Origin of the sequence: Frigidibacter sp., from assembly GCF_030695035.1 — a bacterium.
GTDB lineage: Bacteria > Pseudomonadota > Alphaproteobacteria > Rhodobacterales > Rhodobacteraceae > Frigidibacter.
The window spans coordinates 675918-692066 of record NZ_JAUYTT010000008.1; the positions used below are offsets into that span (position 1 = coordinate 675918).

A 16149-nucleotide genomic window follows, 5' to 3' on the forward strand; every position below is an offset into this window, starting at 1 on the left:
TGCACTCCGCCCGCAGCATGAGGAGATGAGCATGAGGATACCGAGGGCAATGACACTCATGGTCGCTTCGGCTTTCCTGGCATCATGTGTCCAGACCATGATCCAGTCATCCCTCATGGTGGACGAGGATTACCTCACCGCAGTGACCCGCGAAGACCTTGTGGGAAAGGTCTCCGCGAAGGCCGAAGAACTAGGGGGGCCTGCAAGCTGATCAATACCAAGCGGCAGGTTCACATCTGCTCTCTCGCCACGGGGAATCCAGGCATGCAGCTTTCCATCGGCTACACGCCAAATGGCGCTTACATGATCTCCGTTGAGTCCACGCGTGTCCACTGGCTGCCCCCGCGCGAGCGAGACGTCCACGCGGGGCGCTACCTGACAGACCTGCAGTACAACCTTGAAGGCTGGATGCGGTCGCTGCTGCCGCCCGAGGCAATCATCGAAACAACGCGATACTACCCCGGCTACGACACCCGCCAAGGCTTCTGATCCTGCCGGGCTTTCCGTTGCAGGACAGCACCTATCCGGACGGTCCTCGGCATCCCACCGCGCCACCCCTGCCCCCGGATCACTCCCTTACCCTTTGCCTTTCCCAAATATCCTCGGGGAGGTTTCTCAAGGAGGGGCCGAGGCCCCTCCTTGAGCGAGGGGGCGCGGGGGAGCAGGCTCCCCCGCTTCTACAGCACCGCGTCCAGCGCCCCCATCACCCGCGAAACCTCCTCCGCCGTGGTGTAATGCACGAAGGACAGCCGCAGCACCCCGCGGCCCAGATCCACCCCCATCGCCGTCAGCGGCCGCACCGCGTAGAAATCCCCCGCGCCGCAGCCGATGCCGTGTTCCGCCAGTGCCACCGCCACCGGCTCCGCCGGGCGGTCCAGCGCAATGGCCACGGTCGGCGCCCGGCGCGCGGCATCGCGGGGCCCGAGCAGCCGCAGGTCGTTGCGGGCCGCCAGATGGTCCAGCAGCGGTTGCAGCAGCGCCGCCTCATGCGCGCGGATCAGGTCATGCACGGCGGCGCCGCGGCGGGCGGCATCCGGCTCGGGCGCGAAATGATGGGCGTGGAGCGCGTCGAAATAGTCCACGATCCCGGCGCAGGCGGCGATCTGGGCATGGTCCGGCCCGGCGGGGGTAAAGCGCTTGTAGAGCGCCTCGCCGTTGAAATAGTGGCCCTGGTTGGGCAGCTTGAAGCCGAGCTCGCGGCGGATCACCATGATGCCCTGATGGGGGCCGTAAACCTTGTAGGCCGAGAAGAGGTAAATGTCGGCCCCAAGCGCCCCCACATCGGGCAGCCCGTGCGGCGCATAGCTGACCCCGTCCACGCAGGCAAAGGCCCCGGCTTCATGGGCCATGGCCACGATCTCGGCCACCGGGTTGATCTCGGCCACCACGTTGGAACAATGCGGGAAGCAGACCAGCCGCACCCGCCCGTCGGCCAGCAGCGGCGCCAGCGCGGCGGGGTCGAGATGCCCGGTCTCCGGGTCGATCTGCCACTCGCGGACCTCGATCCCCTCTTCCCCCAGCCGCCGCCACGGCCCGCTATTCGCCTCATGGTCCTGATTGGTCACCACGATCGCCGCCCCCGGCTCCAGCCCGCGCAGGAAGGCTTGCGCCAGCACATAGGTGTTGGCGGTGGTCGAGGGGCCGAAGCTCACCTCCTCGGTCGCCACCCCCAGCATCGCCGCCATCCGGGCGCGGGCCTCGTCCATCTCGGCGCCGCCAAGGGTCGAGGGGGAATAGGGCGCGTAGGGCTGCACTTTCCTCTCACGATAGAACCGAGTCAGCCGGTCGATCACCGGGGCGCAGGCATAGCTGCCACCGGCATTCTCGAAGAAGGCCAGCCCCGCCAGCGAGGGTTCGGCAAAGGCCGGAAACTGGGCGCGGACGAAATCGGTATCCAGAACGGTCATGGCGGGTCCCCTTGCAAACTGAACGGGGCCCCGCCTGAGACGGGGCCCCGATGTTGGGACGAAACCTAGACCGCGCGCCCGCGGATTGGCAAGCTCAGGCCAGCTTTGCTGGCGCGTCCAGTTCCGACCGCAGCCCCTGCACGATGGTGTAGCACAGCGCCAGCAGCACCAGCGTGAACGGCAACCCGGTGGAGATCACCATGGATTGCAGCGCCGCGAGGCCCCCGCCAAGCAGCAGCACGATGGCGACCGCGCCCTCGAAGCAGGCCCAGAACACCCGCTGCGCCGCGGGGGCATCGACCTTGCCGCCCGAGGTGATGGTGTCGATGACAAGGCTGCCCGAGTCCGACGAGGTCACGAAGAACACCACCACCAACACGATGCCGATGATCGAGGTCAGCCCAGCCAGCGGCAGCGCGTCCAGCATCTTGAACAGCTGCAGCGGCAGATCGGCCTCTTGCGCGGCGGTATAGGCATCCGCCACCACCTGTTGCAGGGCCGCGCCGCCAAAGACGCTCATCCACAGCACGCAGACAAGGCTGGGGATCAGCAGCACCGAGATCAGGAACTCGCGCACCGTGCGGCCGCGGCTGACGCGGGCGATGAACATGCCCACGAAGGGCGACCAGCTGATCCACCAGGCCCAGTAGAAGGCCGTCCAGCCCTGCACGAAGTTGGTGTCGGTGCGGCCCACGGGGTTCGACAGCGCGGGCAGGTAGACGAAGTAAGCGCCAAGGCTGTCGAAGAAGCCAGCCAGCAGCGCCAGCGTCGGGCCGGTCAGCAACACGAACAGCAACAGGATGATGGCGAGGCCCATGTTGATCTCGGACAGGCGCTTCACGCCGCCCTCCAGCCCGCGCAGTACCGAAACCAGCGCAATCGCCGTGATGCCGGAGATCAGCAGCACCTCGGTCACCGGACCGATGGGCAGGCCAAAGACGGCATTGAGGCCGGCATTCGCTTGCGTCGCCCCGAAGCCAAGCGAGGTGGCGAGGCCGAACAGCGTGGCAAACACCGCGAGGATGTCGATCACATGCCCCGGCCAGCCCCAGACCCGGTCCCCCAGCAGCGGGTGGAAGGCGGATCGGATGGTCAGCGGCAGGCCCTTGTTGTAGCTGAACAGCGCCAGTGCAAGGCCGACGACGGCGTAAATCGCCCAAGGGTGCAGGCCCCAATGGAAGATCGTCGCCGCCATCCCCAGCCGCATCGAGGCCTCGGCATCACCCTCGGCCCCGCCAAGCGGAGCCCAGTCGGTGCGCAGGCCATCCTCACCCACCGTCACGCCGCCAAAGGACGAGGTGAAGTGGCTCAGCGGCTCTGACACGCCGTAGAACATCAGGCCAATGCCCATGCCCGCGGCAAACAGCATCGCGAACCAGCCGACATAGCCGAAGTCCGGCGTCGCATCCGGCCCGCCAAGGCGGATCTTGCCCCAGGGGGACACGATCAGTGCGAGGCAGAAGATCACGAAGATGTTGGCGGCGGTCAGGAAGAACCAGTCGAAGCGATGGGTGACGGCGGCAAAGAGCATGTCGAACACCCCCGCCGCCTGCTCCGGCAGCGCCAGCGTGTAGAAGACGAAGGCCACGACGGCGAGGCCAGAGATTGCGAAGACGGGGTTGTGCACGTCAAACCCGATCGGGCCGACAGAGCCGGTGACATTGTCCTGCCCCAGTTCGTAGTCAGTATCGATAGGGCTGGGAACGGGCTCTGGAAGGCCTTGATCGGTCATGAAAATCCTTTGGTTCGGGCTTGGTCTGCGACGGCAGCGCATGGGCTGCGGACGCAAGCTTGCCCGCTGTCACGGGCGTGGGACTGTGGCCAGGGCACGGGCTGAAACGCAGCGCTGCGGCCAAATACGACATTTACGTCGCTTTCAGCCTATACCTACGGAATCGTGAAGATGCAACCGCTGCAGCCGGCATGGCTGCGTCCCACCCTGTGCAGACTGGTTCCCGGCGCGATCACGGCACCCCAAAAAGCAAATGGCCGCCCATTCCGGGGCGGCCATTTCCATCTCTCACATCAAGCGCGCAAGCGAGCTCTCAGCCCTCGGCAAGCTCGGCGCCATCAGGGTTCGCCCGGTTCCAGCGGATCGAGGACCACAGCGCGATGCCGATCAGCGCCGCACCGCCAAGGCCGGTGATGACCTCGGGGACGTGGTAGATCGTCTGCACATACATGATCACCGACAGGATCAGGATCGCGTAGAAGGCCCCGTGCTCCAGATAGCGGTACTGCGCCAGCGTGCCCTTCTCCACCAGCATGATGGTCATCGAGCGCACATACATCGCGCCGATACCCAGACCGATAGCGATGATGAACAGGTTCTGCGTCAGCGCGAAGGCCCCGATCACACCGTCGAACGAGAACGAAGCGTCGAGCACTTCCAGATACAGGAACGCGCCAAGGCCGCCGCGCGCCGCGCCCGCCATCGCCTCTTCGTTCTTGTCCAGCATCCCGCCCAGAACCTCGACCAGCAGGAAGGTCAGCAAACCCCAGATCGCCGCGCTGATGAAGACGCTGGCATAGGCCGGCTCTACCAGCCGCGAGAAGACCAGCATGATGACCAGCACCACCGCGATCTCGATCCCGCGGATCGAGGAATAGCGCGAGGCCCAATCCTCGATAGAGGCGACCCAGTGGATGTCCTTCTCGTGGTCGAAGAAGAAGTTCAGCGCGACCATCATCAGGAAGGTGCCGCCAAAGGCCGCGATCGGCAGATGCGCGTCATGCATGATCGCCGCATATTGCTCGGGCTGCGAGGCGGCCAGCACGATCGCCTGCCAGGGGCCGATCTTGGCCGCGATTACCACGATCAGCACGGGGAACAGGATCCGCATCCCGAACACCGCGATCAAGATGCCCCAGGTCAGGAAGCGCTGCTGCCAGACCGGCGTCATTTCCTTGAGCTTGTTGGCGTTGACGATGGCGTTGTCGAAGGAGAGCGAGATTTCCAGCACCGCCAGCACGCAGACGATGAAGAACACCTTCAGCGCGCCGCCGATGGTATGCTCGGACGTGAAGCCCAGCCACAGGCCAAGGCCGAGGCCCACCACCGTGACGATGAAGGCCCATTTGAAATAGCCAAGGGTGGAGGTGTGGGTGATGGGTTGCACGTTCATGCCAGCCACCCTGCGATGGGTGTGCGAACGGTGCGCGCAGCGATGCGCGAAGAAATCAGTATCATGAAACAGGGTTCCGTCGGCTTTGCATCATAGGTGGCGCCGACATCACGAGAGCGCCGCAAACTCTCGCCAGAGGGGCCCGGTCACCGATACACGCCCCTGCCCTTACAGGAGGCGTGAGATGCACATAACGTAAATTTGAGCCGCGTCAACTGCGCGCAGCTAAGGCCCCGCACATGGCAGGGCCCTGCGACGGTTTTGCAACGGGCCGGGTGAGCGAAAGGGGCTGTCGCCCCGGTCCTTAGCCCGGGATCGCCTCATAGGCGGCGCGTTGCCGCGCGGTCCAGCGCACATGGATGCGGTGGCCGGTTTCCAACTCGGTCTCCTCCAGCACCACATTCTCGCGGTGCAGATAGGCGCGGGCGCGGCCCTCCTCGAAGCCAAGGTGCAGGACGGCCTCGGTCCGCTCCTCATCCAGCACCGAGCCGATGGCGGCCAGCAGCGAGTCGAGCCCGTCGCCGGTCAGCGCGGAAACGGCATGAACCCCCGGCGTGCGGGCATCGGTGGCCAGCAGCGCGGCGCGCATGTCGGGGCCGAGCATGTCGATCTTGTTCCAGACCTCGAACATCGGCACATCCTCGTCCACCCCCAGGCTTTCGAGGATCTCGCCGACATCCGCCGCCTGTTCCTCGGTCTCGGGATGGGCGATGTCGCGGACATGCAGGATCAGGTCCGCCTCCAGCACCTCTTCCAGCGTGGCGCGGAAGGCGGCGACCAGCTGCGTCGGCAGGTCAGAGATGAAACCCACCGTGTCGGACAGGATCACCTTCTTGCCGGAGGGCAGCACGAGGCCCCGCATCGTGGGGTCGAGCGTGGCGAACAGCATGTCCTTGGCCAGAACCTCGGCCCCGGTCATCTTGTTGAACAGCGTTGACTTGCCAGCGTTGGTATAGCCGACCAGCGCCACCACCGGGAACGGCACCTTGCGGCGCGCGGCGCGGTGCAGCTCGCGCGTGCGGACCACCTTGCCAAGCTGGCGGCGGATCTTCACCACCTCTTCGTCGATGGCGCGGCGGTCAGCCTCGATCTGCGTCTCACCCGGGCCGCCGACAAAGCCAAGCCCGCCGCGCTGGCGTTCAAGGTGGGTCCAGGCGCGGACCAGCCGCGTGCGCTGATAGTTCAGCGCGGCCAGTTCCACCTGCAAGACACCCTCCCGGGTGCGGGCGCGGTCGGCGAAGATTTCCAGGATCAGCCCGGTCCGGTCCAGAAGTTTCACCTTCCAGGCCTTTTCCAGATTGCGCTGCTGCACGGGGCTGACAGGGCCATCGACCAGCACAAGGTCAACCTCGGCCTCGGCCATCCGCGCCTTCAGTTCATCGACCTTGCCGGTGCCGAACAGCAGGCCCGGCTGCGCGCGCGGCAGGCGCACGACTTCGGCCCCGACAACCTCGAGATCCGGCAGCGCGATGGCCAGCGCAACGGCTTCGGCCAGTGCCAGCTCCGGCTCGCGCCGGGACCGCACATGGCCGGGGCCGGACTTCATGTCCGGATGAAGGACAAAGGCCCGTGTGGGCCGGTCCTTGACGATATTGAGATCGGTCAGTCTTCACCCTCGTACAGCGAGATCGCCTGGCCGGGCATGATCGTGGAAATGGCATGCTTGTAGACCAGTTGCGACTGGCCATCCCGGCGAAGGAGCACGCAGAAATTGTCGAACCAGGTGATGACGCCCTGCAGCTTGACACCGTTGATCAGGAAGATCGTCACCGGGACCTTGGTCTTGCGGACATGGTTGAGGAAGGCGTCCTGCAGGTTCTGTTTGTCGGCGGCCATTCTTGTTTTGCCTTTTTTGCCTTGGGTTTCAGTCGCGCGTCTTGCCCCCCAGAGCTGCGACAGCAGAAACGCAAGCCTGGATCTGACAAAGTATGATGCGGCTTTCCGGCAGTTTCCACCCGAAAATGTCCCGATGTGGCCATCTTGCCGCAGATGCAGCCTGTAATGCTGCTTCTGCGCCGCAGTTTGCGTCGAGCACGGGGGCGATCAGCCCCGCCACATCTCGGGGTTCAGAAGCGCGATGATCGCCAGCGTCTCCAGCCGCCCCAGCACCATCGCCGCCGCCAGGATCACCTTGGCCGCCGCGCCAAGCGCCGCCCAGGCCAGCGGCGCCTCGGCCGCGACGGCCGCCAGCGGGCCGGTGTTGGACAGCGCGGAAATGGTCAGCACCGTGGCGGGCGAGAAGCCAAGCCCGGTCAGCGTCAGCGCCAGCATCGTCACCGCGATCGACATGGCGAAGAGCGCGAAGAACACCCAGGCCACCTGCGCGCCCTGCCGCCGCATCCGCCGCGCCGCGGCCCCGCCGCCGCCGACCGAATTGGGATGGACCAGCTTTTGCAACTCGCGCTCGCCGTGCCGGTAGAGCGCATAGACCCGCAGCAGCTTGACCCCGCCCGCCGTGGTGGCGACGCCGCCGCCGATGATCGCGAGGCCGGCCAGCACCAGCCCCGGCGCCGGCAGCCCCGACCAGAATCGCGCATCGTCCCAGCCGGCGGATTCAAAGCCGGTCGTGGTCAGGAAGGACAGCACGGTGAAGACCGCGCCCCAGGCGGCCTCAGCCGCAGCAGGGATATCCTCGACGTCGTTCACCTCGACCGCGCCGATCCAGTGGCGCAGGAACAGCACCGCCGGCACCGCCGCCATCAGCGCAAGCCCCATCCGGATCTCGGGGTCGCGGGCCAGTGGCGCGGGGCGCCAGCGGGTGCCGACAGCGGGCATCATGTGCCGCGACAGCGCCAGCAGCAGGAAGATGAAGATCAACCCCTCGCCGACAAAGCCCGACTGCGCCCCCGCCAGCCCGCCCACCGGAGAGATGCCCGAGGTCGACATCACCGACATTGCATGACAGACCGCCACCAGCGCCGGGTCGCCCGCAATCAACAGCGCCGACCACAGCACCAGCGTCAGCGAGCCATAGACCGGCATCAGCGCCAGTGTGTGCCGCACCAGCCGGTCGCCGGTCTGGCTCGACCGCAGCGCCCGGCCAGGCCGGCGCACCGAGGGCCCCGGCTGGCCCTGCCCGGCCGTGCGCGCCGATCCGCCGCCCGGCGCCGCGGCGCCCGCGGAACTGCCGTCCCCGGTCACCTCGAAGCCGCCAAGGTTCATCGGCGCCAGCACCGCCACCCCCGCCACCAGCATGAAGAACCCGCCAAGCCAGCCGACCAGCGCCCGCCACAGATGCACCGAGGGCGGCAGCCGCCCCGGCTCGAACAGCGTGGCCCCCGTGGTGGTCAGCGACGAGACCATCTCCCACCAGGCGTTGAAATAGCCGGTATCGCGCACCGCCTCGTTCATCGGCACCGCCAGCATCAGCGGCAGCAGCACGAAGGCCCCCAGCATCGCCAGCAGGTGGCTGCGCGCCGGGTTCGCGGGGCGCCGCGCGGCCGAGGCGATGCCGATCAGCGCCGTCAGCACCAGGAACAGCACCGCCGGGAACAGGAAGGCCCGCGCCACGTCCCAATCGCGGATCGCCCATGCGTGCAGCGCCGGCACCAGCATCGCCAGCGCCCCCACCCCCATCAGGATCACCAGCAGCGGCAGTTCGAGGATCTTGCCCATCAGGCGGGCCTAGAAGAAGTCGATCGAGACCTGCAGAAGGCGCTCGACCTCCGGCACGTCGCCCGCCATCACGAACAGGAGGATCACATTGCCCTCTTCGACCTTGGTGTCGCCAAGCGGCTTGACGACCGTCTCACCCTTCAGCAGCGCACCGACCAGCACGCCTTCGGGGAACTCGATGTCGCGGATCATCCGGCCCGAGATCGGCGAGGTCGACAGCACCTGCGCCTCGATCACCTCGGCCTCGGCATCGCCGATGGAATAGATCTCGCGCACCCGCCCATGCCGGATATGGCGCAGGATCGAGGACACGGTGGTGGCGCGCGGGTTGATATAGGCGTCGATGTCCAAGGGGCCCATCAGCGGCACCAGCGTCGGATCATTGACCAGCGCAATCGCCATCGGGCAGCCGGCCTGCTTGGCGCGCACGGCGGCCAGGATGTTGGTCTTGTCGTCGTCGGTCACCACCAGCACCGCATCGGCACGGTCGATATTGGCTTCCTGCAGGATGTCCATGTCCATCCCGTCGCCGTTCAGCACGATGGTCCGCTCCAGCGCATCCGCCGCGCGTTCGGCCTGCGCCCGGTCGCGCTCGATCACCTTGGCGCGCACCCGGTCGGTCCGCCGCTCCAGCGCGCGGGCGACGGCGAGGCCGACATTGCCGCCGCCGATGATCACGATGCGCTCCTGCTTCTTGGTCGACTTGCCGAAGATCTCCAGCGTGCGGTTCGCATCCTCGACATGCGAGAAGACATAGACCTGATCGCCGGCGTAAAGCTGATCCTCGGCCTCGGGCGCGAAGAGGCGCCCCTCACGGCGCACCCCGGCGACGATGGCGCGCAGGGTCGAGAAGAGGTCGGTCAGCTGCCGCAGCGAGGTGTTCAGGACCGGGCAATCCTCATCGAGCGCGATGCCCAGAAGCTGCACCCGCCCGCCCATGAAATGCTCGGTATCGAAGGTCGCGGGCGCGGCGAGCCGTTGCAGCGCCGCCTCGGCCACCTCGCGCTCGGGGCTGATCACCACGTCGATGGGCAGATGGTCAGTGCGGTAGAGGTCGGAATAGATCGCATCCAGATAGCTTTGCGCCCGCACCCGCGCGATCTTGCGGGTGATGCCGAAGACGGAATGGGCCACCTGGCAGGTGACCATGTTCACCTCGTCGGAATGGGTGGCGGCGATGATCAGGTCGGCGTCCCGCGCCCCTGCCCGCTCCAGCACGTCGGGGTACGAAGCGAAGCCGGCCACGCCCTGCACATCCAGCGTATCGGCGGCGCGGCGCACCAGTTCGGGATTGCTGTCCACCACGGTGACGTCGTTCTTCTCACCCGACAGGTGCCGCGCGATCTGCCAGCCGACCTGGCCCGCGCCGCAGATGATGATCTTCATGTGCCGGTCACTCCTGCCGCCGGAACGCGGGCGGACTGATCCACTTGATGGCCCGCGGCCCCGGAAAGGTCAACCACGGCGGAGCCGAGGCATCTTCGCGGAGTCAGATCGCGGTCATGCCGGCTGACAGCCACTTGGCGAAGTCCGCCGCGCTGACCTCTCCCGTCGCCAGATCTTCCATCATCCTGACGCCCTCGATCGGCTCGGGGCGGAAAGCGAAGCCATTCAGGCGCAGGAAGGTGATAGCTGTCACAAAGGCGGTTCGCTTGTTGCCATCCACGAAGGCATGCGCCTTGGCGATTCCGAAGGCATAGGCTGCGGCAATCTCTGCAAGGCCAGGCTCGGCATAGGCCACAAGGTTCGTGGCCCCCGTGCAGCCCATCTCGAGCAGCGCTCGGTCGCGCAGGCCGGGGGCCCCGCCGTGCCGGGTTATCTGTCGGTCATGTATCGCAAGGACAGCAGCCAGCGGAACCCAGACCGGCCCGCTCATGCAAGGGCTTGCAGCAGGTCGCGGTTTTCATCCATCACGATCTCGGCGGCGGCCAGCGCGGCCGCGAGCTCAGGATCGTGCGGCGTGATTTTCAGGCTGCCATCGTCTCCGCGCATCACGAAGAGCGTATCACCCTCCTTCACGTCGAGGATGGTGAGCATCTCGGTCGTCAGGGTCATGACGGCCGAGTTGCCGACTTTTCGGATCTTGGTTTCGATCATGATACCACCCATTGGATATACGTCAGTATACACGCGCCCACCTAAGATAGAAAGCCTACTCCTCGCCCGCCGCGTCCTCGTCCTCGTCCAGATGCGCGATCCGCCCGCCCGCCTTGGAGGTGGTCACCACCCCCAGCGACTTGAGCTTGCGGTGCAGGGCTGACCGCTCCATGCCGACGAAGCTGGCGGTGCGGCTGATATTGCCGCCGAAACGGTTGATCTGGGTCAGCAGGTATTCCCGCTCGAACAGCTCGCGCGCCTCGCGCAGCGGCAGGGTCGCCAGCGCGCCGGCCAGCACCACGCGGCCCTCCTCGCTGCCCGGATCGGGGGCATGGCCGGGCAGCTCGCGCGCCTCGATCGGGCCATTGCCCTCGCCCAGGATCAGCGCCCGCTCGATCACGTTGCGCAGCTGGCGCACGTTGCCGGGCCAGTGCATCGTCTGCATCAGCGCCTCTGCCTCCTCCGACAGGGCGCGCAGCGGCAGGCCCTGGCTACGGTTGAACATGGCGATGAAATGCCGGGCCAGTTCCGGAATATCCTCGCGCCGCTCGCTGAGCGGCGGCACCGGGATCGGCACCACGTTCAGCCGGTCGAACAGTTCCTGCCGGAAGCGGCCCGCGGCAATCTCGGCCGGCAGGTCGCGGGTGGTGGAGGAGATGACGCGCAGGTCGACGCGCACCTTGTCGGCGCCGCCCACCCGGGTGAACTGCTGCTCGACCAGCACCCGCAGGATCTTGGACTGGGTACCGGGCGGCATGTCGGCCACCTCGTCGAAATAGACGATGCCACCATGCGCCTGTTCCAGCAGGCCCTTTTCGACGCCCCGGTCCGCGCTTTCGCGGCCGAAGAGCACGTCTTCCATCCGCTCGGGCTCCACCGAGGCGGAAGACACCGACACGAACGGCCCGCTCGCCCGGTTGGAGTTGACATGGATGTAGCGCGCCGCGACCTCCTTGCCCGACCCCGGCTGCCCGGTCAGCATCACCCGGCCGTTCGACCGCGTGACCTTGTCGAGCTGCGCCTTGAGGCCCCGGAAGGCGGGCGAGGTGCCGATCATCTCGGACGAGGTGACATCGCGGCGGCGCAGGCTGACATTCTCCCGCCGCAGACGGCTGGTTTCCATCGCGCGGGTGATGACCACCATCAGCTGGTCGATGTTGAAGGGCTTCTCGATGAAGTCATAGGCGCCCTGCTTGATCGCGGCGACGGCGATTTCGATGTTGCCATGGCCCGAGATGATGACCACCGGCACATCGGGATTGTCGCGCTTGACCGATTTGAGGATGTCGATCCCGTCCATCCGGCTGTCCTTCAGCCAGATGTCCAGAATCATCAGCGCCGGCGGATCAGCGTTGATCTGGGCCATGCACTCGTCGGAATTGGCGGCAAGGCGGGTGGTGAAGCCCTCGTCGCGCAGGATGTCCGAGATCAGCTCGCGGATGTCGCGCTCGTCATCCACGATCAGGATATCGCCCATCTTGCTGTCGCGGTTCGGGGTCATGGCTGCGTCTCCGGGGCTGTGGCAGAGGTATCGGGGGCAGAGGTGTCGGATGGGGTCTGCGGGTCTTGCGGGGCGGCGTCGCGGATGCCGCGGCCGGCGCGGGCGCGGGGCAGACGGATCTCGGCAAGGGCGCCGCGATGGGCGCCGGGGGCGAAGGCGGGCGCGTCGGTCAGCGTCAGGCTGCCGCCATGTTCCTCGACGATCTTCTTGACGATGGGAAGCCCCAGCCCGGTGCCCTTGGCGCGTGTCGTAACGTAAGGCTCGAACAGCCGCGCCCGGTCGGCAGGCAGCCCGGCGCCATTGTCCATGATGCGGATCGTGATCTGTTCGGGGGTCTCGGTCATGCTGACCCGCACCTCGGGCTCGTAGCCTTCAGGAGCGCCGTTTTCCACAAGTGTTTCAACGGCTTCTCCCGCGTTCTTCACAAGGTTCGTCACCGCCTGCCCGATCATCGTTGCATCCAGCTCCACCATCACCGGCCCGGCGGGCAGATCGGCCACCAGCCTTGCCCCGTGTAGCGCGCCTTCCTGCAAAGCCACAGCATCGCGCATCAGCTTCGCAAGATCGTGATCGCGGCGGTCAGGCTCCGGCATACGGGCAAAGCGGCTGAACTCATCGACGATGCGGCGCAGATCGCCGGTCTGGCGGACGATGACGTCCACCATCTGCCCAAGCGCCTCGGCATCCTCCGGTTCCATCGTGCGCCCGAACTTGCGGCGGATGCGCTCGGCCGACAGCTGGATCGGGGTCAGCGGGTTCTTGATCTCATGCGCGATGCGCCGCGCGACATCGCCCCAGGCCGCCATGCGCTGCGCGCTGACGAGCTCGGTGACATCATCGAAGGCGACCACATAGCCTTCCAGCCGGCCATCGGCGCCGCGGCGCATGGCCATGCGGACCAGCAGGCTTTCGAGGCGCCCCTCACGGCTGAGGCGGATTTCCTCCTGCACCGTCTCGCCCAGACCCTCGCGCAGCCGCGCCAGCAGCCCCTCGAACTCCGGCACCGTCTCCCCGATCGGGCCCTCATGCGGCTGCGCGGGGTCCAGTGCCAACAGGCGGATGGCCGAGCGGTTCAGGAAGTCGATGCGCCCATCCGCCCCCAGCCCGATCACACCCGAGGTGACGGACCCCAGCACGGAATCGAACAGCCGCCGCCGCTCTTCGGTCTGGTGGTGGCTGGCGACCAGCGCGCCGCGCTGGCCCTTCAGCTGGCGGGTCATCTGGTTGAAGATCCGCCCCAGCATCGCAATCTCGTCATCGCCGCGCTCTTCGATCACCTGCACATCGAGGTTTCCCGCGCCGATCTGCTGCGCCGCGCCCGCCAGCCGTCCCACGGGGCGCGACAGCCGTTCCGCAAACCACAGGCCGAGCCAGACGGCAGCGAGGATCAGGATCAGCGCGAACGCCAGATACAGCAGCGAGAACTCGAACAGCACCCTACCCCGGTCCGCCTCCAATTGCCGGTACAGCTGCACGGTCTTGCGGGTCTCATCCAGCAGGCTGAGGATCTCGCCATCGACATTGCGCGAGACATAGAGGTAGCGGTCGGCATAGGCCTCGAGACGTACCAGCGCGCGGAACTCGTTGCTGTCCCAGTCCTGGATCACCACGGTCTCGCCGGTGGCGGCGGTAGCAAGGTCGGCAGCGCCGGGGAGTTCGTAATCGAACAGATAGCTGCGCTCGCCCCGCGCCCGGATCTCGCCGCCACCGTCGATCACATAGGCCTCGCGCAGCCCGCGCTGGATCTGCGCCTGGCCTTGGGTCAGCAGCTGGCGCAGGTCGCTGTCGGCAAGGAAGAACGCCGCCTGCCGCGCGACGTTGAGGTAGCCGGCCAGCGCCTCGGCATCGGTCACCAGATCGGTGCGGTGCTCGGCCTCATAGGCCTCGGCGGCGGCGAGCGAGGAGCCAAGCACCTGCCGCACCCGGTCGGAGAACCAGCCCTCGAGCCCGATATTCACCGTCAGTCCGGCAAAGACCGCGACAAGGATGGTCGGCACCAGCGCCATGCCGGCGAATACGCCGGTCAGCCGCAGATGCAGCCGCGATCCGGCGGAATGCGCCCGGCGGGCGGCGACCATGCGCGCGAGCCGGGCAAAGACGAGGCCGGCGACCAGCAGGATATAGACGAGGTCGGCGAGGATCACGGCACGCAGGCCGAAGGAGGAGGCGCCCTGATCGAAGGGCCCAAGCGCCATGAAGGTGCCGAAGGCCAGCAGCGGGCCAAGGATCACCAGCCCGATCGTCGCGATGTTCTGCACCCGCTTCAGCCGGCGCAGGCGCGCCAGCCGCTCCCAGGACCGCGCGCTGGCCTTGCCGGGGGCAGGCTTGCGCAGAGACGCTGGGGGTGCCGCGGGGGCCGCGCCTTTGCCAGACAGGTCCTCGTCCGTCACGCTGTTGCCGTCATGATCTTGCCGTCACGCTGATGCCTCGCGCCTCTGCTCCACGCCCGTTGAGGCGCAGCGCGGACCCGCCAGAGTGGCGGCGCCGCTGGCGCCTGCGGGCCACAGATGCTGTGGCGCTTTTACATCAACTTGCGGCGGCGTGTCACGCGGATATCCAGCTCGGTGATCTTCTTGCGCAAGGTATTGCGGTTGATTCCCAGAAGATCGGCACATTTGGCCTGATTGCCGGCGGTGGCATCCAGCGCGATCTCGATCAGCGGCATCTCTACCTCACGCAGGATACGGCCATAGAGCCCGGGCGGCGGCAGCGCGCCGCCATGCAGGTCGAAATAACGCTTGAGGTGCTTGGCGACGGAAGCAGACAGCCTGTCGCCCTCGCCCCCGCCCTTCATCGGCTCCATGGCAGGCTGGCTGCCCAGGATCGCCTCAACCTCGGTGCGGCCGATCTCTTCCTCGGGCGAGGTGACCAGCAGGCGGCGCACGGTGTTTTCCAGCTGGCGCACGTTGCCGGGCCAGCTATAGGCGCGGATCAGCTCCATCGCGTCGGCGCTGAGCCGGCGGAGCGCAAAGCCCTCGCGCTCGCCGCGGGTCAGGAAATGCTCGGCCAGCGCCGGGATGTCATCGACCCGCTCGCGCAGCGAGGGAACTGCAAGCGTCACACCGCCAAGCCGGTAGAACAGGTCCTGCCGGAAGCCCCCGCCCTCCATCCGCCGACCAAGGTCGATCTGGCTGGTCGCCATGATCCGCGGCGCATTGCTGCCAAGCGTGTCGAGCAGCCGCACGATCCGGCCCTGCGCGTCATCGTCGAAATCGCCGACCTCGTCGAAGACAAGGCTGCCGCCCCGCGCCCGGGCGATCAGCGCCGAGGGGCCATCGGCGCCTTGCAGGTCCTGCGCCTGCGCCACCACGAAGGGCAGCGTGCGGCGGTCGGAAAAGTCATGGATCGCGCGGGCGATCAGCGACTTGCCGGTGCCGCTCTCGCCGGTGATCAGCACCGCCAGATCGGTGTTCATCACCCGCGCCACCAAGCGGTAGAGCGCCTGCATCGCCGGGGTGCGGCCGACCAGCGGCAGGTCATCCCCCGGCTCGGGCCGCGGCTCAGCCGTCTTGGCGGGCACGGCGCGGCGCTTTTGCTCCAGCGCGCGGGCGGCGCGCTTCATCAGGTCGGGAAGGTCGAAGGGTTTGGGCAGGTAATCATAGGCTTCGGCTTCGGCGGCCTGGATCGCGGTCATGATGGTGTTCTGCGCCGAGATCACGATCACCGGCAGGCCGGGCCGTTCCTTGGCGATGCGGGGCAGCGCCTCCAGCCCGTTGCCATCGGGCATGATCACGTCGGAAATGACCAGATCGCCCTTCCCCTCCTCGACCCAACGCATCAGCGTCATCAGCGACGAGGTCGCGTGCACCTTGCATCCGGCGCGGGTCAGCGCCTGGGTCAGCACGGTGCGGATCGTGCGGTCGTCATCTGCGACAAGAACGGTGCCGTCCATGGGTCAGTCTCT

General features: G+C 67.0%; 13 protein-coding genes. 1 reads left to right on the forward strand and 12 read right to left on the reverse strand.

Features of this window, described 5'->3' with window-relative positions; all coding sequences use genetic code 11:
* Positions 1–264: 264 nt before the first annotated feature.
* On the forward strand, positions 265–489 hold the full coding sequence (locus tag Q8S30_RS07415; RefSeq protein ID WP_305665374.1) for a hypothetical protein: 225 nt from the start codon (positions 265–267) through the stop codon (positions 487–489).
* Between the two features lie 188 nt (positions 490–677).
* Here Q8S30_RS07415 and Q8S30_RS07420 read toward each other — a convergent pair whose 3' ends face one another.
* The 12 genes from Q8S30_RS07420 to Q8S30_RS07475 all read right to left on the reverse strand — a co-directional run bounded on the left by Q8S30_RS07420 (position 678) and on the right by Q8S30_RS07475 (position 16137).
* The gene (locus tag Q8S30_RS07420) at positions 678–1907 is read right to left on the reverse strand and encodes an aminotransferase class V-fold PLP-dependent enzyme (protein ID WP_305665375.1); all 1230 of its coding nucleotides are present in this window, start codon (positions 1905–1907) and stop codon (positions 678–680) included.
* 94 nt (positions 1908–2001) lie between these two features.
* Positions 2002–3639 (reverse strand): BCCT family transporter, encoded by a 1638-nt coding sequence (locus Q8S30_RS07425; protein WP_305665376.1) that lies wholly within the window; start codon positions 3637–3639, stop codon positions 2002–2004.
* A gap of 313 nt (positions 3640–3952) precedes the next feature.
* Positions 3953–5032, reverse strand: a complete 1080-nt coding sequence (locus tag Q8S30_RS07430) for a DUF475 domain-containing protein (RefSeq protein ID WP_305665377.1) — start codon at positions 5030–5032, stop codon at positions 3953–3955.
* Between the two features lie 304 nt (positions 5033–5336).
* Positions 5337–6578 carry a GTPase HflX gene (hflX, locus tag Q8S30_RS07435; RefSeq protein WP_305665378.1) on the reverse strand — a complete coding sequence of 414 codons (1242 nt, stop codon included), beginning with the start codon at positions 6576–6578 and terminating at the stop codon, positions 5337–5339.
* Between the two features lie 56 nt (positions 6579–6634).
* A complete protein-coding gene (gene hfq / locus Q8S30_RS07440; RefSeq protein ID WP_066812964.1) occupies positions 6635–6868 on the reverse strand; it encodes an RNA chaperone Hfq in 234 nt (77 codons plus the stop codon).
* A gap of 207 nt (positions 6869–7075) precedes the next feature.
* Positions 7076–8647, reverse strand: a complete 1572-nt coding sequence (locus Q8S30_RS07445) for a potassium transporter TrkG (RefSeq protein WP_305665379.1) — start codon at positions 8645–8647, stop codon at positions 7076–7078.
* A gap of 9 nt (positions 8648–8656) precedes the next feature.
* Complete coding sequence (gene trkA, locus Q8S30_RS07450) at positions 8657–10033, reverse strand: Trk system potassium transporter TrkA (RefSeq protein WP_305665380.1); 1377 nt, start codon at positions 10031–10033, stop codon at positions 8657–8659.
* 103 nt (positions 10034–10136) lie between these two features.
* Complete coding sequence (locus Q8S30_RS07455) at positions 10137–10523, reverse strand: type II toxin-antitoxin system death-on-curing family toxin (RefSeq protein ID WP_305665381.1); 387 nt, start codon at positions 10521–10523, stop codon at positions 10137–10139.
* Complete coding sequence (locus Q8S30_RS07460) at positions 10520–10744, reverse strand: AbrB/MazE/SpoVT family DNA-binding domain-containing protein (protein ID WP_305665382.1); 225 nt, start codon at positions 10742–10744, stop codon at positions 10520–10522. The genes Q8S30_RS07455 and Q8S30_RS07460 overlap by 4 nt, the downstream gene beginning before the upstream one ends.
* 55 nt (positions 10745–10799) lie before the next feature.
* Positions 10800–12221, reverse strand: coding sequence for a sigma-54 dependent transcriptional regulator (locus Q8S30_RS07465; protein WP_305665690.1), 1422 nt, complete (start codon positions 12219–12221; stop codon positions 10800–10802).
* Between the two features lie 20 nt (positions 12222–12241).
* The gene (locus Q8S30_RS07470) at positions 12242–14578 is read right to left on the reverse strand and encodes a PAS domain-containing sensor histidine kinase (RefSeq protein WP_305665691.1); all 2337 of its coding nucleotides are present in this window, start codon (positions 14576–14578) and stop codon (positions 12242–12244) included.
* A gap of 188 nt (positions 14579–14766) precedes the next feature.
* On the reverse strand, positions 14767–16137 hold the full coding sequence (locus Q8S30_RS07475) for a response regulator (protein ID WP_305665383.1): 1371 nt from the start codon (positions 16135–16137) through the stop codon (positions 14767–14769).
* Positions 16138–16149 lie beyond the last annotated feature (12 nt).